The organism is Paracoccus aerius, assembly GCF_014656455.1.
GTDB lineage: Bacteria > Pseudomonadota > Alphaproteobacteria > Rhodobacterales > Rhodobacteraceae > Paracoccus > Paracoccus aerius.
In genome coordinates, this window is the sequence record NZ_BNCL01000003.1 from 301,076 (window position 1) to 324,256 (window position 23,181).

26 protein-coding genes and 1 pseudogene are annotated in these 23,181 nt (G+C 65.9%); 16 read left to right on the plus strand and 11 right to left on the minus strand.

The annotated features are described in order from the left end of the window. Positions 1-38: 38 nt before the first annotated feature. Both dprA and tldD read right to left on the minus strand, forming a co-directional pair. A complete protein-coding gene (gene dprA / locus IE224_RS05655; protein WP_191308655.1) occupies positions 39-1,157 on the minus strand; it encodes a DNA-processing protein DprA in 1,119 nt (372 codons plus the stop codon). Between the two features lie 66 nt (positions 1,158-1,223). After that, positions 1,224-2,645, minus strand: a complete 1,422-nt coding sequence (tldD, locus tag IE224_RS05660) for a metalloprotease TldD (protein WP_191308656.1) — start codon at positions 2,643-2,645, stop codon at positions 1,224-1,226. Positions 2,646-2,838: 193 nt separating this feature from the next. Here tldD and coxB point away from each other — a divergent pair, with 193 nt between their 5' ends. From coxB to IE224_RS05715, 11 genes are all read left to right on the plus strand, one after another. Continuing rightward, complete coding sequence (coxB, locus tag IE224_RS05665; protein WP_229849252.1) at positions 2,839-3,726, plus strand: cytochrome c oxidase subunit II; 888 nt, start codon at positions 2,839-2,841, stop codon at positions 3,724-3,726. A 41-nt stretch (positions 3,727-3,767) separates the two neighbouring features. Continuing rightward, positions 3,768-4,685: a heme o synthase gene (gene cyoE / locus IE224_RS05670; protein WP_167621348.1), complete on the plus strand. Its 918-nt coding sequence runs from the start codon at positions 3,768-3,770 to the stop codon at positions 4,683-4,685. Continuing rightward, the gene (locus IE224_RS05675; RefSeq protein ID WP_167621349.1) at positions 4,685-4,876 is read left to right on the plus strand and encodes a cytochrome c oxidase system small membrane protein; all 192 of its coding nucleotides are present in this window, start codon (positions 4,685-4,687) and stop codon (positions 4,874-4,876) included. Before cyoE ends, IE224_RS05675 begins: the two co-directional genes overlap by 1 nt. Beyond that, the gene (locus IE224_RS05680; protein WP_191308658.1) at positions 4,873-5,442 is read left to right on the plus strand and encodes a cytochrome c oxidase assembly protein; all 570 of its coding nucleotides are present in this window, start codon (positions 4,873-4,875) and stop codon (positions 5,440-5,442) included. The genes IE224_RS05675 and IE224_RS05680 overlap by 4 nt, the downstream gene beginning before the upstream one ends. A 29-nt stretch (positions 5,443-5,471) precedes the next feature. Continuing rightward, positions 5,472-6,302 carry a cytochrome c oxidase subunit 3 gene (locus tag IE224_RS05685; protein ID WP_167621351.1) on the plus strand — a complete coding sequence of 277 codons (831 nt, stop codon included), beginning with the start codon at positions 5,472-5,474 and terminating at the stop codon, positions 6,300-6,302. A 72-nt stretch (positions 6,303-6,374) separates the two neighbouring features. After that, entirely contained in the window at positions 6,375-7,046 is a 672-nt protein-coding gene (locus IE224_RS05690; protein ID WP_191308660.1) for an SURF1 family protein, read from the plus strand. Positions 7,047-7,056: 10 nt separating this feature from the next. After that, a complete protein-coding gene (gene thrC / locus IE224_RS05695; protein WP_191308662.1) occupies positions 7,057-8,433 on the plus strand; it encodes a threonine synthase in 1,377 nt (458 codons plus the stop codon). Beyond that, positions 8,430-9,704 (plus strand): M16 family metallopeptidase, encoded by a 1,275-nt coding sequence (locus tag IE224_RS05700; protein WP_191308664.1) that lies wholly within the window; start codon positions 8,430-8,432, stop codon positions 9,702-9,704. The genes thrC and IE224_RS05700 overlap by 4 nt, the downstream gene beginning before the upstream one ends. Beyond that, positions 9,704-10,285 (plus strand): GNAT family N-acetyltransferase, encoded by a 582-nt coding sequence (locus IE224_RS05705; RefSeq protein WP_191308666.1) that lies wholly within the window; start codon positions 9,704-9,706, stop codon positions 10,283-10,285. Before IE224_RS05700 ends, IE224_RS05705 begins: the two co-directional genes overlap by 1 nt. Before the next feature lie 9 nt (positions 10,286-10,294). After that, a complete protein-coding gene (locus IE224_RS05710; RefSeq protein ID WP_191308754.1) occupies positions 10,295-11,695 on the plus strand; it encodes an FAD-binding oxidoreductase in 1,401 nt (466 codons plus the stop codon). Between the two features lie 45 nt (positions 11,696-11,740). Next, complete coding sequence (locus IE224_RS05715) at positions 11,741-12,070, plus strand: DUF3140 domain-containing protein (RefSeq protein WP_191308668.1); 330 nt, start codon at positions 11,741-11,743, stop codon at positions 12,068-12,070. A 3-nt stretch (positions 12,071-12,073) separates the two neighbouring features. On the opposite strand, the gene IE224_RS05720 is transcribed toward IE224_RS05715, so the two are convergent. Together IE224_RS05720 and IE224_RS05725 are read right to left on the minus strand one after the other, a co-directional pair. Then, entirely contained in the window at positions 12,074-12,607 is a 534-nt protein-coding gene (locus tag IE224_RS05720; RefSeq protein WP_191308670.1) for an adenine phosphoribosyltransferase, read from the minus strand. After that, a complete protein-coding gene (locus IE224_RS05725; protein ID WP_167621358.1) occupies positions 12,604-13,206 on the minus strand; it encodes a flavin reductase family protein in 603 nt (200 codons plus the stop codon). The genes IE224_RS05720 and IE224_RS05725 overlap by 4 nt, the downstream gene beginning before the upstream one ends. Before the next feature lie 124 nt (positions 13,207-13,330). On the opposite strand from IE224_RS05725, the pseudogene IE224_RS05730 reads away from it, so the two are divergent. Together IE224_RS05730 and IE224_RS05735 are read left to right on the plus strand one after the other, a co-directional pair. Then, positions 13,331-13,804, plus strand: a pseudogene (locus tag IE224_RS05730) (GNAT family N-acetyltransferase); the annotation flags it as partial. A 115-nt stretch (positions 13,805-13,919) separates the two neighbouring features. Continuing rightward, positions 13,920-14,708: an EcsC family protein gene (locus tag IE224_RS05735; RefSeq protein WP_229849253.1), complete on the plus strand. Its 789-nt coding sequence runs from the start codon at positions 13,920-13,922 to the stop codon at positions 14,706-14,708. A gap of 57 nt (positions 14,709-14,765) precedes the next feature. On the opposite strand, the gene IE224_RS05740 is transcribed toward IE224_RS05735, so the two are convergent. Next, complete coding sequence (locus IE224_RS05740; protein WP_191308674.1) at positions 14,766-16,292, minus strand: ATP-dependent DNA helicase; 1,527 nt, start codon at positions 16,290-16,292, stop codon at positions 14,766-14,768. Between the two features lie 225 nt (positions 16,293-16,517). On the opposite strand from IE224_RS05740, the gene IE224_RS05745 reads away from it, so the two are divergent. Together IE224_RS05745 and IE224_RS05750 are read left to right on the plus strand one after the other, a co-directional pair. Next, entirely contained in the window at positions 16,518-16,724 is a 207-nt protein-coding gene (locus tag IE224_RS05745) for a hypothetical protein (RefSeq protein ID WP_167621362.1), read from the plus strand. Positions 16,725-16,889: 165 nt separating this feature from the next. Next, positions 16,890-17,093: a hypothetical protein gene (locus tag IE224_RS05750; RefSeq protein WP_167621363.1), complete on the plus strand. Its 204-nt coding sequence runs from the start codon at positions 16,890-16,892 to the stop codon at positions 17,091-17,093. A gap of 61 nt (positions 17,094-17,154) precedes the next feature. Here IE224_RS05750 and ccrA read toward each other — a convergent pair whose 3' ends face one another. Next, complete coding sequence (gene ccrA, locus IE224_RS05755; RefSeq protein WP_167621364.1) at positions 17,155-18,447, minus strand: crotonyl-CoA carboxylase/reductase; 1,293 nt, start codon at positions 18,445-18,447, stop codon at positions 17,155-17,157. Between the two features lie 209 nt (positions 18,448-18,656). On the opposite strand from ccrA, the gene IE224_RS05760 reads away from it, so the two are divergent. Then, the gene (locus IE224_RS05760; protein ID WP_191308676.1) at positions 18,657-20,615 is read left to right on the plus strand and encodes an ethylmalonyl-CoA mutase; all 1,959 of its coding nucleotides are present in this window, start codon (positions 18,657-18,659) and stop codon (positions 20,613-20,615) included. Positions 20,616-20,755: 140 nt separating this feature from the next. On the opposite strand, the gene rpmE is transcribed toward IE224_RS05760, so the two are convergent. The 5 genes from rpmE to rpsP are packed head-to-tail and all read right to left on the minus strand — an operon-like array spanning position 20,756 to position 23,143. Then, the gene (gene rpmE / locus IE224_RS05765) at positions 20,756-20,977 is read right to left on the minus strand and encodes a 50S ribosomal protein L31 (protein WP_167621366.1); all 222 of its coding nucleotides are present in this window, start codon (positions 20,975-20,977) and stop codon (positions 20,756-20,758) included. Positions 20,978-20,988: 11 nt separating this feature from the next. Continuing rightward, on the minus strand, positions 20,989-21,372 hold the full coding sequence (gene rplS / locus IE224_RS05770) for a 50S ribosomal protein L19 (RefSeq protein WP_167621367.1): 384 nt from the start codon (positions 21,370-21,372) through the stop codon (positions 20,989-20,991). After that, complete coding sequence (trmD, locus tag IE224_RS05775) at positions 21,369-22,241, minus strand: tRNA (guanosine(37)-N1)-methyltransferase TrmD (RefSeq protein ID WP_191308678.1); 873 nt, start codon at positions 22,239-22,241, stop codon at positions 21,369-21,371. The genes rplS and trmD overlap by 4 nt, the downstream gene beginning before the upstream one ends. Next, on the minus strand, positions 22,238-22,738 hold the full coding sequence (gene rimM, locus IE224_RS05780; protein ID WP_167621369.1) for a ribosome maturation factor RimM: 501 nt from the start codon (positions 22,736-22,738) through the stop codon (positions 22,238-22,240). Before rimM ends, trmD begins: the two co-directional genes overlap by 4 nt. 48 nt (positions 22,739-22,786) lie before the next feature. Then, on the minus strand, positions 22,787-23,143 hold the full coding sequence (gene rpsP, locus IE224_RS05785; RefSeq protein ID WP_191308679.1) for a 30S ribosomal protein S16: 357 nt from the start codon (positions 23,141-23,143) through the stop codon (positions 22,787-22,789). Between the last annotated feature and the right edge of the window lie 38 nt (positions 23,144-23,181).

Below are 23,181 nucleotides of genomic sequence, written 5' to 3' on the forward strand. Positions count from 1 at the left end.
TGTCAACCTGCCGAAATCATCCGCCGCGTGTGCGCCCGTCAGCCAAGTGCCAGCCGCCCGCCCGGCACCCGCAGCAGCCGGCCCTGCAATTCCAGCGACAGGATCGCGGCGCTTGCCGTTGCGGCCGGCAGGCCCAGGTCGCGGATCACGTCGTTTTCATCCGAGGGCGAGGGGCCCAGGCGGGACAGGATTCGCGCCTCGATCTGCGCCGGATCGGCGGGTTCGGGACGCGAGGCGGGGAACGCAGGTGGCTCGGCTATTCCGGCAAGCTCTGGTTCCCGGCCAAGCGCCGTGCAGACATCGGCCGAGTTGCGCACCAGGATCGCCCCGTCGCGGATCAACTGGTTGCAGCCGCCCGCGCGGGCGTCCATCGGATGGCCGGGCACCGCCATCACCTCGCGCCCCTGGTCGAGCGCGTTCTTGGCGGTGATCAGCGTGCCGGACCTGTGCGCGGCCTCGATCACCACAACGGCCAGGGACAGGCCCGACACGATGCGGTTGCGGGTCGGGAAATGGCGCGCCTGCGGTTCCGTGCCGGGCGGCTGTTCCGAAACGAGCACGCCTTTTTCGACGATCTGCGCGGCCAGCACCACGTTTTCCGCCGGATAGATCACATCGACCCCGCCCGCCATGACGGCCACCGTGCCCGTGGGCAGGGCCGCGTTATGGGCCGCCGTGTCGATGCCCCGGGCAATGCCTGCCACGACCGTATGCCCGGCCTCGCCCAGTCCCGCCGCCATGCCGCGCGCCATGCGCAGCCCCAGGGACGATGCGTTGCGCGCGCCGATCACCGCGACCGGGTTCCTGGACAGCCAGGCAGGATCGCCGCGCACCCACAAGACGGGCGGCGCAGAGTCGATTTCGCGCAGCGCGGCCGGATAAAGGGGCGAATCGCAGCGGATCAGCCGCGCGCCCACCTTTCGCCCTGCGGCCAGTTCGGCGGCGGCCACGCCTTCGGGGCAGGCTTCGTAATCCGCGATCCCGGCGGCGGCAGCGATTTCGGGCAGGGCCGCAAGCGCGGCCCGTGCGTTGCCATGTTCGGCGATCAGCCGATGATAGGTCGCCGGCCCGACGCGGCGCGACCGGATCAGGCGCAGGACGCTGAGGTCGTCGTCCTGAACGCTGCGGCTGTCGAAAGGAAGATGCCCGGTATCCATGCTGCCTCCGGCCCTTGTCCGAGAATCAGCATTACGCCGCAGCGGTTAACAACTGGTTAGCGTCCTCTAGGCAGCCGAGCCCCCGACCGTCAGCCCGCCGATCAGCAGCGTCGGCTGGCCCACGCCCACCGGCACCCATTGCCCCTGCTTGCCGCAATTGCCGATGCCCGGATCCAGGGCCATGTCGTTGCCGATGGCGCGCACCTGCTGCAGCGCGGTCGCCCCGTCGCCGATCAGCGTCGCGCCCCGGATCGGGTCGCCCACCACGCCGTTCCTGACGCGATAAGCCTCGGTGCAGGAAAACACGAACTTGCCGTTGGTGATGTCCACCTGGCCGCCGCCGAAGCCCACTGCATAGATGCCGTCCTTCAGGTCCGCCAGGATCGCGGCCGGGTCCGCTTCGCCGCCGGGCATGTAGGTGTTGGTCATGCGCGGCATCGGCGCGTGCGAGAAGCTTTGCCGCCGGCCGTTGCCGGTCGGATCCACCCCCATGAGACGCGCGTTCTGGCGGTCCTGCATGTAGCCGACCAGGATCCCGTCCTCGATCAGCACGTTGCGGGCAGGGGACATCCCTTCGTCATCAACGCCGATGGACCCGCGCCGGTCGGGGATGGTGCCGTCGTCCACCACCGTCACGCCGGGGGCTGCGACACGTTGTCCCATCAGCCCCGCAAAGGCCGATGCTTTCTTGCGGTTGAAATCGCCTTCCAGGCCATGGCCCACGGCCTCGTGCAGAAGGATACCGGGCCAGCCGGGGCCAAGCACGACATCCATCACGCCAGCCGGCGCGGGCACGGACCGCAGGTTGACCAGGGCGATGCGCAGCGCCTCGTCCACGGCGGGTTGCCAATGGGCCGGGTCCATCAACCCGGCCAGCGGAATGCGCCCGCCGCCGCCATGCCCGCCCGATTCACGGCGGTCGTTATTCTCGACGATCACGCTGACATTCAGCCGCGCCATGGGGCGGATGTCGGTCACCAGCCCGCCCTCGGGGCGCAGGATCGCCACCTGCTGCAGCGACGAGGCCAGCGAGACCGTCACCTGAACCACCCGCGGGTCGCGCGACCGGGCATAATCGTCGATCTGCCGCAAAAGCTCGATCCTTTGGGCAAAGGGAACGCCCTCGGCGGGGTCGGCGGCCATGTATAGCGGCTGCACCTGCATGGGTGCGGCGGGCGCCATGACCCCGCCGCCCTGGCCCACGGCCAGCCGGGCGGTCTCGGCGGCGCGGCGCAGGGCCGGTTCCGAAATCTCGGTCGAATGGGCATATCCCGTCACCTCGCCGCGGACGGCGCGCAGGCCGAAACCCTGTTCGGCGGTATAGCCCGAGTTGCGCAGACGCCCGTCGTCGAAGACCAACGATTCAGACACCGAATGTTCCAGGAACAACTCGCCATCCTCGGCCCCCGCCGTGGCTTCGCGCAGGACCGCCAGGGCCCGGTCCCGGTCGAGATGCGAGGTAAACGGATCAAAAGAGGTTCGGCTCATGGCGGCTCATCTTTCTGACGCGGCCCGGGCGGCCCAGTGCCGGTAATTTGCTTGGGCAGGCTTATGTATCACTTGCCCGCTGGGACGAGATATGGTCATAGAACGGTCAGTGTTAAAGGAAAAGGGCCGCCCTTGGGCGACCTGCGGTCGCGCGGCCGCGCCAGGATAACGGGATGGGATGATGGCAATAGCGATGATTCGCCGGACAGTCGCGGCAGCTTCGGGGCTTGCGACGGCGGGAATGGTAGCCGGGTCGGCCTTTGCGCAGGATGTGTTGGGCGAACTGCCCGTGATCGGCAAGCCCGAGCCGCGCGGCGTGAACTTCCAGCCCGCGGCCACCGAACTGGCCCGCGACCAGCAGTGGCTGGATCATTTCGTGCTGATCATCATCACCGTCGTGACGCTGATCGTCTGCGGGCTTCTGGCCTATGCGATCCTGCGGTTCAACAGGCGCGCGAACCCGGTTCCGGCCCGCTTTACCCATAACACCCCGCTGGAAGTGGCCTGGACGCTGGTGCCGGTGCTGATCCTGGTGACGATCGGGGCCTTTTCGCTGCCGGCGCTGTTCCGCAGCCAGGAAATGCCCGCCGACCCCGATGTTGTGATCAAGGCCACCGGCAACCAGTGGTACTGGTCCTATGAATATCCCGAGAACGGGATCAGCTTCGATTCGATCATGCTGGCCAAGGAAGAACTGGCCGACTATGGCTATTCCGAGGACGAGTTCCTGCTGGCCACCGATACGGCCGTGGTCGTGCCCGTCGGCCAGACGGTGCTGCTGCAGGTGACCGGCAACGACGTGATCCATTCCTGGTCGGTTCCCGCCTTTGCCGTCAAGCAGGACGCCGTTCCGGGCCGCATCGCGCAAGCCTGGTTCAATGTCGAGCAGGAAGGCGTCTATTTCGGCCATTGCTACGAACTCTGCGGCATCAACCACGCTTATATGCCCATTGTCGTGAAGGCCGTCAGCCCCGAGGTATATGCCGAATGGGTCGCCGAACAGGGCGGCACGCTTGAAGGGGCGCCGGCGACCGCCGCGCTGTCCACCGATGAAACCGTGACGCTGGCCGAGGCCGACTGACCGTCGGTCGGACCAGCGACACAAGCCAGACCGAAGACGAGATGACCGACATCAACACCTATGACGGCGCCCCCGAGGCCGAGTTCCGCGACTTTGTCGCGCTGCTCAAGCCGAGGGTGATGTCGCTGGTCGTCTTCACCGCCTTTGTCGGCCTGTGGGTGGCGCCCGTCGACGTGCATCCCTTCATCACCTTCTGTTCGGTTCTGTTCATCGCGCTTGGCGGCGGGGCGTCGGGCGCGCTGAACATGTGGTATGACGCCGACATCGACGCCGTGATGCGCCGCACCCAGGGCCGCCCCATCCCGGCAGGCCGGATCGAGGGGGGCGCGGCGCTGTCGCTGGGCCTGATCCTGGCAGGCTTTTCGGTGATGATGCTGGGCCTGGCCGCGAACTGGTTCGCGGCGGGTTTCCTGGCCTTCACGATCTTCTTCTATGCCGTGGTCTACACCATCTGGCTGAAACGCTGGACGCCGCAGAACATCGTCATCGGCGGCGCTGCCGGTGCCTTCCCGCCGATGATCGGCTGGGCCTGCGCCACGGGCGGGATCAGCATCGAATCGCTTCTGATGTTCGCGCTGATCTTCTTCTGGACGCCGCCGCATTTCTGGGCGCTCGCGCTGTTCATGAAGTCCGACTATCACGAGGCCAGGGTGCCGATGCTGACGGTCACGCATGGCCGCCCCGCGACGCGCCGCCACATCTTCGCCTATACGCTGGTGCTGGCGCCCTTCGCGATCTGGCTGGGGCTTACGTCGGTCGGCGGGCCGATCTATCTGGCCGCGGCGGTGGTGCTGAACGCGCTGTTCATCCACGGCGGCTGGCAGATCCTGCGCCGGGACGAGGCTGCGGCGGTGGCCGATGGCTATGCGGTGGAAAAGCGCGTCTTCAAGCTGTCTCTTTACTATCTGTTCCTGCACTTCGTGGCATTGCTGGTCCAGAATGCAGCGGGGGCCTGGTGATGGCGCTGAATACGGAACATGAACTTCACAAGCGGCGCCGGTCCCGCAATGTCGGGCTGGGGCTTGTGCTGGTGGCCTTTGTCGCCCTGGTCTTCGGGCTGACGGTCGTGAAGGTCCAGCAGGGCGACCTGATGGAAGCCTATGACCACCAGCCGCGCGTCTCGGTCCTTCCCCAGGAGGCAGAGGAATGAGCATGTCGCCCGAAAAGAAGACCGTTACATGGCTGGTGGGCGTCGTCGTGACGATGGGGGCGCTGGCCTGGGCGGCTGTGCCCTTCTATGACTGGTTCTGCCGCGTCACCGGCTTTGGCGGCACGACCCAAGTGGCGGTCTCGGCGCCCGATCACGTGCTGGACGAGGTCGTCCGGGTCCGTTTCGACGCCAATGTGGACAAGAACCTGGAATGGACCTTCCGCCCCATGCAGACCAGCATGGAGATCAAGATTGGCGAGAACGGCCTGGCCTTCTACGAGGCCATCAACAATTCCGACGTGCCCATCACCGGCACCGCCAGCTACAACGTCGCGCCGGAAGTGTCGGGCTATTACTTCAGCAAGATCGAGTGCTTCTGCTTCACCGAGCAGACCCTTCAGCCGGGCGAGCGGATCGAGATGCCGGTCAGCTTCTATGTGGACCCGGAACTGGTCACGGATCGCGACGCAAGCTGGATCAGGGACATCACCCTGTCCTATACCTTCCACCGGACCGAGCCGAAGCAGGCGTCTCTTGACGCTGCACCGGCCGATAACGTCAACTGAATACCTCAAGGAGCCGACGGGGATAGCTCATGGCGCACGCAAAGAACCACGATTACCATATCCTTCCGCCGTCGATCTGGCCCTTCGTTTCCGCCATCTCGGCCTTCCTGATGCTGTATGGCGCAGTAGGCTGGATGCATTCTGGCGAGGTTCATCTGCTGGGCATTCCGGTCAACGGCCCCTGGCTGTTCCTGATCGGCTTCGTCGGCGTGCTTTACGTGATGTACAGCTGGTGGGCCGACGTGGTCCGCGAAAGCCAGGCGGGCGACCATACCCCGGTGGTGCGCATCGGCCTGCAATACGGCTTCATCCTGTTCATCATCTCCGAGGCGATGTTCTTCGTCGCCTGGTTCTGGAACTTCATCAAGAACGCGCTGTATCCGATGGGCCCGGAAAGCCCGATCAAGGACGGCGTCTGGCCGCCCGAAGGCATCGTGACCTTCGACCCCTGGCACCTGCCCTTCATCAACACGCTGATCCTTCTGTTGTCGGGCGTCGCCGTGACCTGGGCGCACCACGCGCTTGTCCATGACAACGACCGCAAGACCACCATCAACGGGTTGATCGTCGCCGTGATCCTGGGCGTCGTCTTCTCGATCCTGCAGGCCTACGAATACAGCCACGCGGCCTTTGGCCTGGCCGACACGTCCTATGCCAGCGCCTTCTACCTGGCGACGGGCTTCCACGGCATCCATGTCATCATCGGGACGGTCTTCCTTGCCGTTTGCCTGCTGCGCCTGATGAACGGCCAGATGAGCCAGGAAAAGCACGTGGGCTTCGAGGCCGCAGCTTGGTACTGGCACTTCGTCGACGTGATCTGGCTGTTCCTTTTCGCGGTCGTCTATGTCTGGGGCAGCTGATCCCCGCATGACCTGACACATGGCGCGCGGGCATGGCCCCGCGCGTTTTTCTTTGCCCCTGGCTTTATCCTCATGCGCCGCATCCTGTTTCCCCTGATCCTTGGCATCGTCGGCTGCGCGATCCTGATCCAGCTTGGCCTGTGGCAACTGCGCCGGATGGACTGGAAGGAAGGCATGATCGCCAGCATCGAGGCCGGTATCCAGGCCGAACCCGTGCCCTTGCCTGCCGCCGTCGACCCCTCGATGAAATACCTGCCCGTGACGGTCAGCGGCACCACGACCGGGGCAGAAATCGACGTGCTGTCCCATACCAAGGAACAGGGCGGCGGCTACCAGGTCGTGTCGCGCTTTGTCACCGATGACGGGCGGGCGATCATGGTCGACCGCGGCTTCGTCCCGCAGGAGCTGCGCCATGTCGAACGGCCCCCCGTCCGGCTGAACATCCGGGGCAACCTGCACTGGCCCGACGAAAAGGGCAGCGCCACGCCCGACCCTAATCTGGACGAGAATATCTGGTTCGCCCGCGACGTGCCCGCCATGGCCGAGGTGCTGGATACCCAGCCGATCCTGGTGGTCGCCAGCTTCGTCGAGGGCGACGCGCAGGGGGTGGAACCGATCCCCGTCGCGGTCGAGGGGATCCCCAACAACCACCTGTCCTATGCCGTCCAGTGGTTCCTGATCGCGGCAACCTGGGCAGGGATGACAGTGGCCCTGATCTGGCGTATCAGGCAGCGGAAATACTAAGGGAATACGGATGCGTTACGTCTCGACGCGGGGCCAGGCCCCGGTGCTGAACTTCGAAGGGGCGATGCTGTCCGGCCTGGCCCGCGACGGTGGCCTGTACCTGCCCGAGACGATCCCGGCATTTGGCGGACTGAACGACCTGGACGGGTTGCCTTATGAGGAAGTGGCCTTCCGCGTCGTCCGCCCCTTCACCGGCGACAGCTTTACCGACGACGAGCTGCGCGGCGCCATCGACCGCGCCTACGCCCGCATCGAACACACGGCGAAGGCGCCCCTGCTCCAGCTGGCCCCCGGCCATCACCTGCTGGAACTGTTCCACGGGCCGACGCTGGCCTTCAAGGACTTCGCCATGCAGTTGATCGCCCAACTGTTCGAGATCGCGCTGAAGCGGTCGGGCGAAAGGATCACCATCGTCGGCGCGACCTCGGGCGACACGGGCTCGGCCGCCATCGAGGCCTTCAAGGGCATCGACAATGTCGACGTCTTCATCATGTTCCCCCATGGCCGCGTGTCCGAGGTGCAGCGCCGCCAGATGACGACGCCGGACGCCGCCAACGTCCACGCGCTTGCCGTGACCGGCCACTTCGACGACTGCCAGGCGCGGCTGAAGGATCTGTTCAACGACCACGCCTTCCGCGACCAGGTGGGACTGGCGGGCGTCAACAGCATCAACTGGGCGCGGGTGGTGGCGCAGATCGTCTATTACTTCACGGCCTGCGCCAGCCTGGGGATGCGCGAGACGGACTTCACCGTGCCGACCGGCAACTTCGGCGACATCTTCGCGGGATCCATCGCGCGGGCGATGGGCCTGCCGATCCGCCGGCTGATCGTGGCAACGAACCAGAACGACATCCTGCACCGTGCCCTGACCACGGGCGAATACCGCGTCGGCACGGTCGAGCCTTCGATCAGCCCGTCGATGGACATCCAGGTCAGTTCCAACTTCGAGCGCGCGCTTTATCTGGCCTATGGCGGCGAAGCGGCGGCGATTTCGCAACTGATGGACGAATTGAAGGCCGGCGGCTTCACCATCAGCCAGGGTGCGCTTCAGACGCTGCGCGAGCAATACCTGTCGGGCCGCGTGTCCGAGGAAGAGACCGTCGCGATGATCCGCACCATCCGCGCCGAAACCGGTGAGGTTTTGTGCCCCCACAGCGCCGTCGGCGTGGCCGTCGCGCGCCAGCATGTCGAACCCGGCGTGCCGATGGTGACCCTGGCCACCGCCCATCCCGCCAAGTTCCCCGATGCCGTGGAACAGGCCATCGGCCTTCGGCCCCCGCTGCCGCCGCATATGGCCGCCCTGTTCGACCTGCCCGAACGGGTGACACGGGTTGAAAATGACGTCGAGGCGCTTAAGTCGCTGATCCTTGAGCGGAGAACCCAGTGAACCAAGACCCGAACCTGCACGTCACGACCCTGCCCAACGGATTGCGCGTCGCCACGCGCCTGATGCCGGGGCTGCATTCCACAGCCTTGGGCATCTGGGTGAATGCAGGCGGGCGCAACGAACGTCCCGAGCAGAACGGCATCGCCCATTTCCTGGAACACATGGCCTTCAAGGGCACCGCGACCCGCACCGCCCTGCAGATCGCCGAGGCGATCGAGGATGTGGGCGGCTATATCAACGCCTATACCTCGCGCGATGCGACGGCCTATTACGTGCGCGTGCTGGAAGACGATGTCGATCTGGCCTTTGACGTCATGTCCGACATCGTGCTGAACCCCGTCTTCGACGAACGCGAGATCGAGGTCGAGCGCGGCGTGATCCTGCAGGAAATCGGGCAGTCGATGGACACGCCCGACGACATCATCTTCGATTGGCTGCAAGAGGCCGCCTATCCCAACCAGCCGATGGGCCGCACGATCCTTGGACCGGCCGAACGGGTCAGCAGCTTCGGCCGCGCCGACCTGGCGGGCTTTGTCGCGGAAAACTATGGTCCCGGCCAGATGATCGTGGCAGCCGCCGGCGCGGTCGATCACGACCGCATCGTGCGGCTGGCTGAACGCGCCTTCGGGCATCTTGCCCCCGTGATCCAGGCACCGCGAGAGGCCGCTCGCTGGCAGGGGCTGGAAACCCGCAAGGTCAAGAAGCTTGAACAGGCGCATTTTGCCCTGGCCCTGGAAGGGCCGGGCTATCTGGCGCCCGACTTCTATGCGGCCCAGATCTTCTCCTCCGCCCTCGGCGGCGGCATGTCCTCGCGGCTGTTCCAGAAGATCCGCGAGGAACGGGGCTTGTGCTATACGATCTTTGCGCAGTCGGGCTTTCACGACGACACCGGGATGCTGACGGTCTATGCCGGCACCGGGGCCGAGGATCTGGCCGATCTCTCCACCCTGACCGTGGACGAGATCAAGCGCGCCGCCGATGACATGTCCGAGGCCGAGGTTGCCCGTGCCAAGGCGCAACTGCGTGCCAGCCTGCTGATGTCGCTGGAAAGCCCGTCGGCCCAGGCCGAACGCATGGCGCGGACGCTGGCGATCTGGGGCAGGGTGCCGGACGCGGCCGAGGTTGCGGATCGCATCGCCGCCGTCACCGTGACCGAGGTGCGCGCCCATGCGCAGGCGCTGATTGCCCAGGCCCGGCCCGCACTTGCGCTTTACGGCCCCGTCAAGGCCGCGCCCGCGCGGGACGCGCTTGCCGAACGGCTTGCCGCCTGATGTTCCTCCGACCACGACCCGTGCGGCTGGAAACCGAACGGATCGTGCTGCGCCTGCCTGCCCACGGGGATTTCCATGCCTGGACCTCGCTGCGGCAGGCCAGTCGCGCCTTCCTGACGCCTTGGGAACCCGTCTGGTCGCCCGACCACCTGTCGCGCAAGAGCTTCGTCAACCGCGTCTACTGGGCGGCGCGTGCCAGCCGGGGCGGCACGGCGCTGCCGCTGTTCGTGCTGCGGCGCGACGGCGTGCTGCTGGGCGCGATCACGCTGGACAACATCCGGCGCGGCCCGGCCCAGTCGGGGACCATCGGTTACTGGATCGGGCAGGACTTTGCCCGCCAGGGCTATATGCGCGAAGCCATCGGCGCCCTGGTCCATCACGCCTTCACCGCCCTTGACCTGTCCCGGATCGAGGCCGCCTGCCTGCCGGAAAACGCGGCATCGCGTGGCGTTCTGGAAAAGTCCGGTTTCAAGTATGAGGGCGTTGCCCAAAGCTATCTCCAGATCGATGGGCGGTGGCGCAACCACGTGCTTTACGCCAACCTGCGCAGCGACCGCCGTGGCCGCACGGATGCGCGATAGGAACAGATGATGCTGAATGACGCCACCGACGCGCTTGGGCGCCTGCTTCCCGAAGGCGTGCTGAGAGAGATCGGCCCCGCCTATCTGGAAGAACCGCGCGGGCGCTTCAGGGGCCGGGCGGGCCTGGTCGCGGCGCCCCGCACGGTCGAGGAGGTGGCGGCCGTCGTCCGCGCCTGCGCAGGCGCTCGTGTTCCCATCGTGCCGCGCGGCGGCGGCACGGGCCTTGTGGGCGGGCAGGTGATGTCGGACGGCACGGTGCCGCTTCTGTTGTCGCTGGAACGGATGAACCGCGTCCGTGACATCCATCCCGAGGAAGGCGTGATCCTGGCCGAGGCTGGCGCGACCCTGCAGCAGGTCCGCGAGGCTGCGGCCAGGGTGGGCCGGCAGTTTCCGCTGGCCCTTGCATCGGGCGGGACGGCCCAGATTGGCGGGGTGCTGGCGACCAATGCGGGCGGTGTGAACGTGTTGCGCTATGGCAATGCCCGCGCCTTGTGCCTGGGGATCGAGGCGGTCTTGCCGCAGGGGCAGGTCATGCATGACCTGAAGCGTCTGCGAAAGGACAACACCGGCTATGACCTGCGCGACCTGCTGATCGGGGCCGAGGGCACGCTGGGCATCATCACCGCCGCATCCCTGGTGCTGGCCCCGGTGCCTGCTGAAACCGGCGTCGCGATGCTGGTCGTGGAATCGCCCGAGGCTGCGCTGACCCTGCTGTCCCTGGCTCAGGCGCGCATGGCCGGGGGCGTGACGGCCTTTGAACTGATCTCGGGGCAGGGGCTTCGCTTCCTGGACGTGGCCTTTCCCGCCCTGCGCCAGCCCTTCGCGGACCGCCCCGACTGGCTGGTCCTGATCGAGGTGGGCCTTCCTGCAGGCCTGTCGGCCGACGAGGCGCTTGAAGGCCTGTTCACCGACGCGGCCGAGGCCGGCCTGGTTAGCGACGGCGTGATCGCCCGGTCAGGCCAGCAGGCGGCCGAGTTGTGGGCAGTCCGCGAGACGATCCCCGACGCCAACCGCCACATCGGCGCCATTGCCAGCCACGACATCAGCCTACCCCTGTCGGAAATCGCCCGCTTCATCCGCGATGCCAGCACCATGCTGGTGGACATGGCCGACCTGCGCATCAACTGCTTCGGCCACCTTGGCGACGGCAACCTGCATTTCAACCTGTTCCCGGCCGAGGGTCGGACGCGCGACACCTATGACGACATCCGCCGCAGCCTGTCGCGCGCCGTGCATCAGATGGTCGTGGAACGCGGCGGGTCGTTTTCGGCGGAACACGGGGTGGGGCGGCTGAAGGCCGCGGAACTGGCCGAATGGGGCGATCCAACCCGGCTGGCGGCGATGCGGGCGATCAAGGATGCGCTGGATCCCGCGGGGATCATGAATCCGGGGGTGATCCTGCCGCTTTAGGAACCTGTCGCGCCTGCCCGGTGTTCGCTGGGAAAAGAGGCACACATGAAGTCGCATGACGATATCTGGGAGGAATGGCGGGATCTGGTCAACATGACCCCGTCCGAGCTTCGCACCTGGCTGGAGACCGAGGACAGCAAGTCCGTCGGCGATGCCGCAGGCGAAGGCGAGAGCACCGGCCACAAGTCCGGCCGCCGCATCATCGAGATCAAGGACAGGAAGAAGTCCGAGCTGACCGATGACGACTGGTCGCACATGGCCAAGGTCGTGGGTTACATCAAGCGCCATACCGCGCAGGGCGGGCCCGAAACCGACAAGAAGGACAGCCCTTGGCGCCATTCGCTGATGAACTGGGGGCATGACCCGCTGAAATAGCGTTCAATCGCCCTCGAACGCCGTCAGCGCATGAACCTCGTGGCCCAGACCCTCCAGAAGCTTGCGCCCGCCCAGGTCCGGAAGGTCGATCACGAAGGCGCAGCCTACCACCTTTGCGCCCAGCCTTTGGCACAGGCTGATCCCCGCCGCCGCCGTGCCGCCGGTCGCCAGCAGGTCGTCCACGATCAGGACCCGCTCGCCCGGCCTCAACGCGTCGTCGTGAACCTCGACCACGGCCTCGCCGTATTCAAGCTGGTAGGCCTGCGAGATCACTGCGCCGGGCAGCTTGCCCTTCTTGCGGATCGGGACAAAGCCGGTGGACAGCTGATGCGCCACCGCGCCGCCCAGGATGAAGCCGCGTGCTTCCAGCCCCACGACCTTGTCGATCCGCGCGCCGGCATAGGGCGCCAGCAACTGGTCGATCGCGATGCGAAAGCCGCGCGCATCCGCGAACAGGGTCGTCACATCCCGGAACATGATCCCTTCATGAGGGAAATCGACAATGGTGCGGATGTAATCCTTGACGTTCAGGCTCATGCAGGGCGTTCCATTTCGAACAGGTCTTGGACGGCGGCATAATCGCGATAGCCAAGCCGTGCAATCCAGCCGCCCGCCGGACGGGGATCGAAGCGGCCGTCCACCACGCAGTCATCGCGGATATGGACGCCCGTGACCACGCCGAAGACAACGAAGTTCGCCTCTCCGGCCAAGGGCACGACGCGGGTCATGCGGCATTCTAGGGCAGCGGCCGCGCCAGCCACGCGCGGGCAGGCGATGGTGTCGCATTCGGCAGCCTCGATACCCGCCGCCTCGAACTCGTTGACACCGGCGGGCAGGGGCGCGGACGACGCGTTTACCTGGTCGCGCAGGTCGCCGGTGGCAATGTTGACGCAGAAGACGCCCGATTCGATGACCTGGGCCACGCTGTCCTTGGTGCCGTTCCGGTCGGGCTTGGAACTGGTCGATGCAAACATCACCTGCGGCGGGACATAGGCCACCGCGTTGAAGAAGGAATAAGGCGCCAGGTTGTCGCCCGCCGAGCCGCGCGTGGAGATCCAGCCGATCGGACGCGGCGCGATGATCGCGTTGAAGGGATTATGGGGCAGCCCGTGGCCGTTTTCAGGGCGGTAGAACATCGCGGGCCTCCTGTGATCCATGCGCGGACAACCTGCCATCAGCAGCACTGGGCCGCAATGCCCCGGCATGTTTCATCGTCCCCCTCCCCATGCTAAGGGGCGCCAGGACCCGACAGGAGGCGCGATGTACGAGATCTGCCCCGAAACCGCCGCCGACGAACCTGAGGTCGAGGCGCTTTACGACCTGTGCTTTGCGCCAGGCCGGACCGCCTTGTCGTCATACCGCCTGCGGGACGGCGTTCCGAAGGTTGCCGATTTGTGCCTGGTGCTGCGCACGGACGGCATCCTTTTGGCCGCGATCCGCTTCTGGCCGGTGCGGGTGGCGCAGAAGCCCGTGCTGCTGCTGGGACCGGTGGCCGTCCATCCGACCGCGCAGGGCGAGGGGCTGGGCGGCCTTCTGATGCGCAACAGCCTGGCGCGGGCGCGCAAGCTGGGTTGGGCGCGGGTGCTGCTGGTGGGCGATGCGCCCTATTACAACCGCTTCGGCTTTGCCAGGCTGGACGACGTGGTGATGCCGCCGCCCACGAACCCCGACCGGGTGCTGGGACTGGAACTCTCTCGGGGTGCCTGGGTTGGAGTGACGGGGCAGGTGACGCGCGAAACCTCGCCGCAGGTGGTGGAGGCCCTGGCGCATCGGGTGCGCGGGCTTGACGCCGCCTCGGCCTGTGTCACCGTGGAACCCCCAGACCTGGCCGTTTCGCAAGAGGATGATAATGGCGACCAATCCGCAGCTGGTGCTTCCGCCGATCAATGACCCTTCCGTCCATGTCCAGATCGACCGCCTTGCGCGGCGCTACCTGGATGCCGGCGGACTGGGGATGGAGTTGATGTCGGTCGTCGGAAACAGCGCCGAGGGGTTGATCGAGAAGCTGCCAGGCTTCGTGCGCAGCCGCATGGACCGGATCACGCGCACGGCGCTGAACCGCGCCTTTGCCGCCGCCACCAGTTCGCGGCGGATGGTGCGGGACCGGGGCGACTGGTTCAACCGCATGGCCTCGACCGTCAGCGGGGCTGCCGGCGGCGTTGGCGGCTTTGCCGGCGCGATGATCGAGCTGCCCTTCACCATCACCCTGCTGTTGCGCGCCATGCTGGATATTGCCGTCGAACACGGGCTGGATCCCGACAGCGAGGAGGTGCGCATGGAATGCCTGCGCATCTTTGCCGCCGCCGGTCCGATGGCCGAGGATGATTCCACCGATCTGGGCCTGCTGGCCGCGCGCATGTCGGTGACAGGGCAGACGGTGCAGGGGCTGATCAGCAAGGTCGCGCCGCGCCTGTCGGTATCGATGGGCCAGAAGCTGGCCGCCCAGGCTGCGCCGCTTTTCGGGGCGGTGGTGGGGGCGTCGATCAACTATACCTTCACGCGCTATTACCAGGAACTGGCCCGCGTCCATTTCGGCATCATGCGGCTTTCGCAGGAAACCGGCATTCCCAAGGAGGCCCTGGTCGAGGCCCTGCGCCTGTCCATCGAACGCCTGGACCACCGCAAGCGCCCGCGCTGACAGTCACCTTGGCTGAAATATCCCACGGGGGCCCGGGGGTGTGAAACCCCCGGCTTGTCAGTCGTCCTCGCCCGCGAGGGCAAGATCGGCGACCGGCGCATCCAGGTCATCTGTTCCCAGTGCCGCCGACGGCCGCGCCAGCCGGGCCTTTGTGACCCACAGCAGCCGTTCCTGCGCCCGCGTGATCGCGACATAGGCCAGCCGCTTCCACAGGGGGATCCCGGCCTCGGTCCGGTTCGACCAGGCGGCGGCGCTGATGTCGGGGCCGAAGACCTGCACGTCTGGCCACTGGCTGCCCTGCGACTTGTGGATCGTCACCGCCGCGCCATGCAGGAAGGTGGCGCCCATGCGGGCGGCAAAGGGGATGAAGGGTTCATCCTCGTCCGGCAGTTCGATCTTGACGATGCTGGCGGCGGACAGGCGCGGATCCTCGGCCCCGATGACGTGCAGGCGGGAAAAGCCCGGCTTGCGGCCCGGTCCCAGATAGACGACCTGCGCGCCCTTGATCAGCCCCCGCGCCTCCAGGTCGATGCGCTTCTTGCGATGCTTCAAGGGCAGTTCCAGCCCGTCGCAGATCAGCGGCTCGCCCGGCAGCAGGGCATCACCCGGCGCGCCATAGGCCGCGCGGAAGGCGTGGATCAGCCGGATGCGGGTGGCGTTGCGCCAGACCAGCACCGGGCTGCGCGCCATCAGGTCGCTTTCCACCCGTTCGGCCCAGACGACGCGGTCGTCCTTGCGGGCGGCGGCGCGGATCAGGCTTTCGAAATCGTCGAAGCCCAGGGCGTCGTCGGACAGCGCATGGGCCAGATCCAGAATGGGGCTGTCACCGGCCTGCCGGTGGATGCGGTTCAGGACCAGCCGCTGCGAAGGGGCCAGCTTTTCAAAGACCATTTCGCCCGACTGGCCCACCGGGGCAAGCTGGGCCGGATCGCCGAACAGCACCAGCAGCGGGAAAATCTCGCGCAGGTCGTCGAACTGCTTTTCGTCCAGCATCGAGGCTTCGTCGATCAGGCCGACATCCAGGGCATCCTCGCGCCGTTTCCAGCCGCGGATGAAGTCGGACCCGCGCAAGCCCGCCGCCGCAAGCGCACCGGGAATGGAGCTGTGCTGGTCATAGAACGCCTTTGCCCGGTCAAGCGCCGTGTCCGTCATCCCCTCGACGGCGGGGCGGTCCCCGGTGCCGGTCAGCCATTCGGCCAGCTTTTCATATTCGGGATCATAGACGGGCGTGTAAAGGATGCGGTGGATCGTCGTCGCGGGCACGCCGCGCATCCGCAAGACGAAGGCCGCCTTGTTCGTCGGCGCCAGGATCGCCACGCTGCGCCGGTCCTTGCGGCGGCGGCCCTCGTAATCGCCGCTGACGACCTCTACCCCTGCATCGCGCAGGGCCTTGGTGATCTGCGACAGAAGCAGCGTCTTGCCGGACCCGGCCTTGCCGATGACCGCCATCACGCGACCCTTGCCGGGCTGCGGGGGCTGCAACTCCTCGGCGATCAGGTCGATGCCCGACGCGCCAAAGGCCTCGGCCAGGGCGTCCCAGGCATCGGCCTGGTCGGGGGACAGGGAAGGGGCGGGGGTGTTCATGGCCCGGTCTTATCCCGCCCCGCCCGAAAAGCGAAGCCGCCTTGTCGGCCGCCCGGCGGCGGGGTCAGGTGACCCAAAGGCCCCGCCAGGTCGGCCGGCGGACGAAGCCTGCGAGGCCGGACACCCGATCGCCCGACCTGGCCGACGAACCAGGCCAATAATTCGCAACCATGCAACTTTCCTGCGGGTCATGCGTGATTACAAGATCGTCGAAAGGAACGCGCGATGATCGAATTGTTCTTCGTCACCTGCCTGATCAGCGATCCCCAACGCTGCACCGAACACAGCCTGTTGTTTGAACCCCGAAACGGCCTGCAGACCTGTATGTTGTCGGGTCAGCATGAGCTTGCGCGATGGGTTGCCGCCCATCCGGATGACTGGGTCAAGTCCTGGGTTTGTCGCCGCGCCGGAGAGGGTGACAGGTCAATCTAGGCCGCCTTTTTCATCGGGCGTGCCTGATTCGCACGCTGCTGACGAAAAATCGGTTGATATCCAGATTTTTGTTCCATTTTCACGGCCGGATCACGGCTGCAAAACTATCATGTCCTCATCCTGAATGCCTGTTGCGCATTGGGAGGAACGGAAAAGGAGGATGTGATGATTGAACTGCTGTTTGTCAGTTGCCTGTCAGCCGATCCTGCCAGCTGTCAGGACCGAAGCCTGATCTTCACCGAAACGAACATCATGGCCTGCATGGTGCATGGCCAGCAGGTCATGGCCGAATGGGTGGAAAGCCATCCCAAGGAAACCGTGGCCGAGTGGAAGTGCCGCGCCTTCGACAGGCGCCAGGCCGAGATCTGAGAGGGTCAGATGCTTCGGAAGGGCCGCCGCATGGCGGCCCCGCCGTTTAGGTCCCGGGCTGTCAGGCGCCCCGGCGGGCTTCCAGTGCATCCTCGAAGGTGCGCAGGCCGGTGGTGGGCGCCTGGACCAGCACGGACATGTTGCCAGGCTTGTGCTGGTTCTTCATCATCTTGACATGGGCTGCCGGAATCTCGGCCCAGGGGAAGACCTCGGACATGCATGGGTCCAGCCGGCGCTCCAGCATCAGCTTGTTCGCCGCCGAAGCCTGCTTCAGATGGGCGAAATGGCTGCCCTGTATGCGCTTCTGGTGCATCCACAGGTAGCGCACGTCGAAGGTGCAGTTGAAGCCGGTGGTGCCCGCGCAGATCACCACCATGCCGCCCTTCTTGCAGACAAAGGTGCTGACGGGGAAGGTCGCCTCGCCCGGATGTTCGAAGACGATGTCGACGTTGTTGCCCTTGCCGGTGATGTCCCAGATGGCCTTGCCGAACTTGCGGACCTCGTTGAACCACTCCTTGTATTCCGGCGTGTTCACGGTGGGCAACTGGCCCCAGCAGTTGAATTCCTTGCGGTTGATGACGCCCTTGGCACCCAGGCCCATGACGAAGTCGCGCTTGTCTTCCTCGGATATGACACCGATGGCATTGCCGCCCGCGGCGTTGATCAGCTGGATCGCATAGGACCCAAGGCCCCCCGACGCGCCCCAGACCAGCACGTTCATGCCGGGCTTCAGTTCATGCGGCTCGTGCCCGAACAGCATCCGGTATGCGGTGGCCAGCGTCAGGGTATAGCAAGCCGATTCTTCCCAGGTCAGGTGCTTGGGGCGCGGCATCAGTTGCTGGGACTGGACGCGAGTGAACTGGGCGAAGCTGCCGTCCGGCGTCTCGTATCCCCAGATGCGCTGGGTGGGCGAATACATCGGGTCGCCGCCATTGCATTCCTCGTCGTCGCCGTCGTCCTGGTTGCAATGGATCACGACCTCGTCGCCGACCTTCCAGCGGCGAACCTTGTCGCCCACCGCCCAGACGATCCCCGACGCGTCCGATCCCGCGATGTGATAGGGCTGCTTGTGGACGTCGAACATGCTGATCGGCACCCCCAGGCCCGCCCAGATGCCGTTGTAGTTCACGCCCGCCGCCATCACCAGGACCAGAACCTCGTTGCTGTCGATGCTGGGGGTATCCACGACCTCAAGCTGCATGGCCTGATCCGGATTGCCCTGGCGTTCGCGCCGGATCGCCCAGGCGTGCATCCGGGCAGGCACATGGCCCAGGGGCGGCATCTCGCCGATCTCGTACAGGTCCTTAACAGGCGCCTCGTAGGGCGCGATCGAAGAGGGGGAATCGAGGGCCATCAATCTCTCCTGTCATCTGCTGCGGCGCAGAATCGCCACGGTATGATGCCAGAGGTAGCTGATGGTTGCGCAAGAATGCAACATTATAGATGCCCGAACAGTAATAAAATGTCCAAAGCGTTGGTCTTCTGCGCCGCGCTGCGGCGAATTGACGGCGCAGTTTTCTTTCGGTATCGCTTTTCAAGCAGAAATATTGTTGCGAGGAGAAGATGGCCCAAAAGGACAAACCCTGGCTGTTCCGCACCTATGCGGGCCACTCCACCGCCGAGAAATCGAACGCCCTGTATCGCGGCAACCTGGCCAAGGGGCAGACCGGCCTGTCGGTAGCCTTCGACTTGCCCACGCAGACGGGATACGACAGCGACCATGTGCTGGCGCGGGGCGAGGTCGGCAAGGTCGGCGTGCCGATCTGCCACCTGGGCGACATGCGGGCGCTGTTCGACCAGATCCCGCTGGAGCAGATGAACACCTCGATGACGATCAACGCGACCGCACCCTGGCTGCTGTCGCTGTATATCGCCGTGGCCGAGGAGCAGGGCGCGGATGTGTCCAAGCTGCAAGGAACGGTTCAGAACGACCTGATCAAGGAATACCTGTCGCGCGGCACCTATATCTGCCCGCCGAAACCGTCCTTGGCGATGATCACGGACGTGGCGGCCTATACGCGGGAACACCTGCCCAAGTGGAACCCGATGAACGTCTGCTCCTATCACCTGCAAGAGGCTGGCGCGACGCCGCAGCAGGAACTGGCCTATGCCCTGGCGACCGCCATCGCCGTTCTGGACGACCTCAAGGGCAAGGTTCCGGCCGAGAGCTTCCCCGAGATGGTGGGCCGCATCAGCTTCTTCGTGAATGCGGGCATCCGGTTTGTCACCGAGATGTGCAAGATGCGCGCCTTCACCGAGTTGTGGGACGAGATCACGCGCGAGCGGTATGGCATCGATGATGAGAAATACCGCCGCTTCCGCTATGGCGTGCAAGTCAACAGCTTGGGCCTGACGGAACAGCAGCCGGAAAACAACGTGTATCGCATTCTGCTGGAGATGCTGGCGGTCACGCTGTCGAAGAACGCGCGGGCGCGGGCGGTTCAGCTTCCGGCCTGGAACGAGGCTCTGGGCCTGCCGCGCCCCTGGGACCAGCAATGGTCGCTGCGGATGCAGCAGATCGTCGCCTATGAAACCGACCTGCTGGAATATGGCGACCTGTTCGACGGCAACCCGGTCATCGCCGCCAAGGTCGAGGAGTTGAAGCAGGGCGCACGCGACGAACTGCGCCTGTTGGACCAGATGGGCGGGGCGATCGCGGCCATCGACTACATGAAGGCGCGGCTGGTCGAATCGAATGCCGAGCGCCTGGGCCGGATCGAGAGCAACGAAACAGTCGTGGTCGGCGTCAACCGTTGGCAAGGGGGCGAGCCTTCGCCCCTGACGGCAGGCGATGGCGGGATCATGGTGGTCGATCCGACGGTGGAACAGGACCAAATCGCCCGGTTGCAGGCCTGGCGGCAGGCGCGGGACGAAGGCGCGGTGCAGCTTGCGTTGGGCGCGCTGCGCGAGGCGGCTCGCCGGGGCGAGAACGTCATGCCTTATTCCATCGCCGCCGCAAAAGCCGGTGCCACGACCGGCGAATGGGCGGGCATCATGCGGCAGGTCCATGGCGAATACCGCGGCCCGACCGGCGTATCCTCCAGCCCGTCGAACCGGACTGAAGGCCTGGAGGAGATCCGCGAGGCGGTGGATGCCGTCAGCGCCCGCCTGGGCCGCCGGTTGAAGTTCGTGGTGGGCAAGCCTGGGCTGGACGGCCATTCCAATGGGGCCGAGCAGATCGCCTTTCGCGCCCGCGACTGCGGCATGGACATCACCTATGAAGGCATCCGCCTGACACCCGAACAGATCGTGGCGCGCGCGGCCGAGGAAGACGCCCATGTCATCGGCCTGTCGATCCTGTCTGGCAGTCACCTGCCGCTGATCGAGGACGTGATGGCCCGCATCCGCGCGGCGGGGATGGTCCATGTCCCGGTGATCGTCGGCGGGATCATCCCGGACGAGGATGCGGCACGCCTGCGGGCCATGGGTGTGGCGCGGGTCTATACGCCCAAGGATTTCCAGTTGAACACGATCATGATGGACATCGTGGCGCTGGTAGAGCCCAGCGTCGAGGCGGCGTGACTGCGTCCCGCGAGCGCCGGGGGACTTCGCGTCCCCCGGACCCCCTGTGGGATATTTTCACACAGAAGATGACTGCAAGGCACAAAATGAAAACGCCGCCCGGTCGGGGCGGCGTTTTGCAATTCCGTAGGGCAGGGCGATCAGAAGCCCAGGCCCGCGTATTTCGACTTGAACTTCGACACGCGGCCGCCGGTGTCCATCAGCTTGGCCGAACCGCCGGTCCAGGCCGGGTGCACGGTGGGGTCGATGTCCAGCGTCATGGTCTGGCCTTCCGCACCCCAGGTCGAACGGGTCTGGTAGGTGGTGCCATCGGTCATCTTGATCTCGATGGCGTGGTAATCGGGATGGATTTCTTTTTTCATCGGAAGGATCCTCAGGCTTTCGCGTCGGACAGCGGACGGTAGTTGGTTTTCTCGACGATACGGGCCGACTTGCCGCGACGGTCGCGCAGGTAGTACAGCTTGGCGCGGCGAACCTTGCCGCGGCGCACGACCTCGATCGAGTCGACATTGGTCGAATACAGCGGGAACACGCGTTCCACGCCTTCGCCGAAGCTGATCTTGCGCACGGTGAAGCTGGCGCTGATGGTGCTGCCGCCCTTGCGCGCGATGCAGACGCCTTCATACATCTGGACGCGCGAGCGCGTGCCTTCGGTCACCTTGTAGCCGACGCGCACGGTGTCGCCGGCCTTGAAATCCGGAATGGTCTTGCCGAGCTGTGCAATCTGCTCGGCTTCGAGTTCTGCAATCAGGTTCATCGCCTGGGTTCCTTGTCATGCTCGCGGCGGTCCCGCGATTGGTCTGATGCGCCCGAGAGCTGTCGGTCCTTTGCCGGGTCCATACCGTCCTGGTATGCCCGCCACAGGTCGGGGCGGCGTTCCTTTGTCAGCCTTTCGGCTTCACTGGCCCTCCAACGATGAATGGCCGCGTGATTGCCGGACAGCAGAACTTCCGGTATCTCGCGGCCTTCCCACTGGGCGGGCTTCGTGAACTGGGGGGCTTCCAGAAGCCCCCTGTTGCCGATGGAAAAGGATTCCTCGGCCAGAGAGTCATGATTCCCCAGCACGCGCGGTATAAGGCGAACCGTCGCGTCGATCAAGACCTGAGCGGCGATCTCTCCTCCCGTCAGGACATAGTCGCCGATGCTGATTTCCTCAATGTCGTGGGCGTCCAGGACACGCTGGTCCACGCCCTCGAACCGGCCGCAGATCAGGGTGACGCCGTTGCCCTGGGCCAGGTCGCGGGCGCGTCCTTGAGTCAGCGGCTTGCCGCGCGGGGACATGTAGATCACCGGGCGCGGAGGGCCCTGGCGCGCCTCGTGCAGGGCTGCGTCCATCACGTCGGCGCGGATCACCATGCCCGCGCCGCCGCCCGCGGGCGTGTCGTCGACATTGCGGTGGCGGCCCATGCCGAAGTCGCGCAAGGGAATGGTGCGCAGGTTCCACAGGCCTTGCGCCAGGGCCTTGCCGGTCAGCGACAGGCCCAGGATGCCGGGGAAGGCTTCGGGGAACAAGGTGACGATGCTGGCGGTCCAGGCGCCCTGCACCTGCGGTTCCGCCATCAGCTCGCGCGGGCGCAGGCTGGTGCTGATGGACAGGCGGCCATGGGACTTGGGCTTGTCGGTCATTCGTCGGACGCGGGGGGATCGGCGACGATGCGTCTTGCGGTCAGGTCCACGGTCGGGACCACTGCGCGTGTAAACGGCAGCAGCAACACGTCCTTGCCGCCCACGACTTCCAGGATGTCGCCCGCGCCGTGGTCGAAGATCGCGCGCACCCGGCCCAGAACGGCGCCGCCGGTATCGACGACCTCCAGCCCGATCAGGTCGGCGTGGTAGAATTCGTCGTCGGGCAGCGAGGGCAAGGCATCGCGCGGTGCCCAGAGGGTCGTGCCGCGCAGCGCCTCGGCATCCTCGCGGGTGGCGACGCCCGACAGGCGCGCGCCAAGGCCGCCGGTCACGGGTCGGGTCAGCCGGACGGTGAAGCTGCGCTTGCCGTCTTCCGTCGTCAGGGGGGTGTATTTCGCAATGTCCGAAGGTTCGGTGCAAAAGCTTTTCAGCCGCACCTCGCCCTGGACCCCGAAGGCCCCGGCAATCGCGCCCACGCAGATGCGGTCTTGTGACATGCGGTCCCCTCGGACGAAAAGGGCGGGGTGTGCCCCCGCCCGATCAGATCACTCGGCTTCGGCCGGAGCGGCGGCTTTCGCGGCCTTTTCGGCGGCGCGGGCCGTGGCTTTCTTGCCCGGCTCGCCCTTTTTCAGGTTGGCGCGGGTCGATTTCTCACGCACGCCAGCGGCTTCCAGGAAGCGTGCCACGCGGTCGGTCGGCTGGGCGCCGTGGTCCAGCCAGTGCTTGGCGCGGTCCAGGTCCAGCTTGATGCGGTCTTCGCTGTCTTTCGCCAGCAGCGGGTTGTAGGTGCCCAGCTTTTCCAGGAAGCGGCCGTCGCGCGGCATGCGCGAATCGGACACGACGATGGCGTAATGCGGGCGCTTCTTGCTGCCGCCACGGGCCAGACGGATTTTCGTTGCCATTGGTTTTCTCCTTGTAATGGCGGGTTTGGCGGGGATCC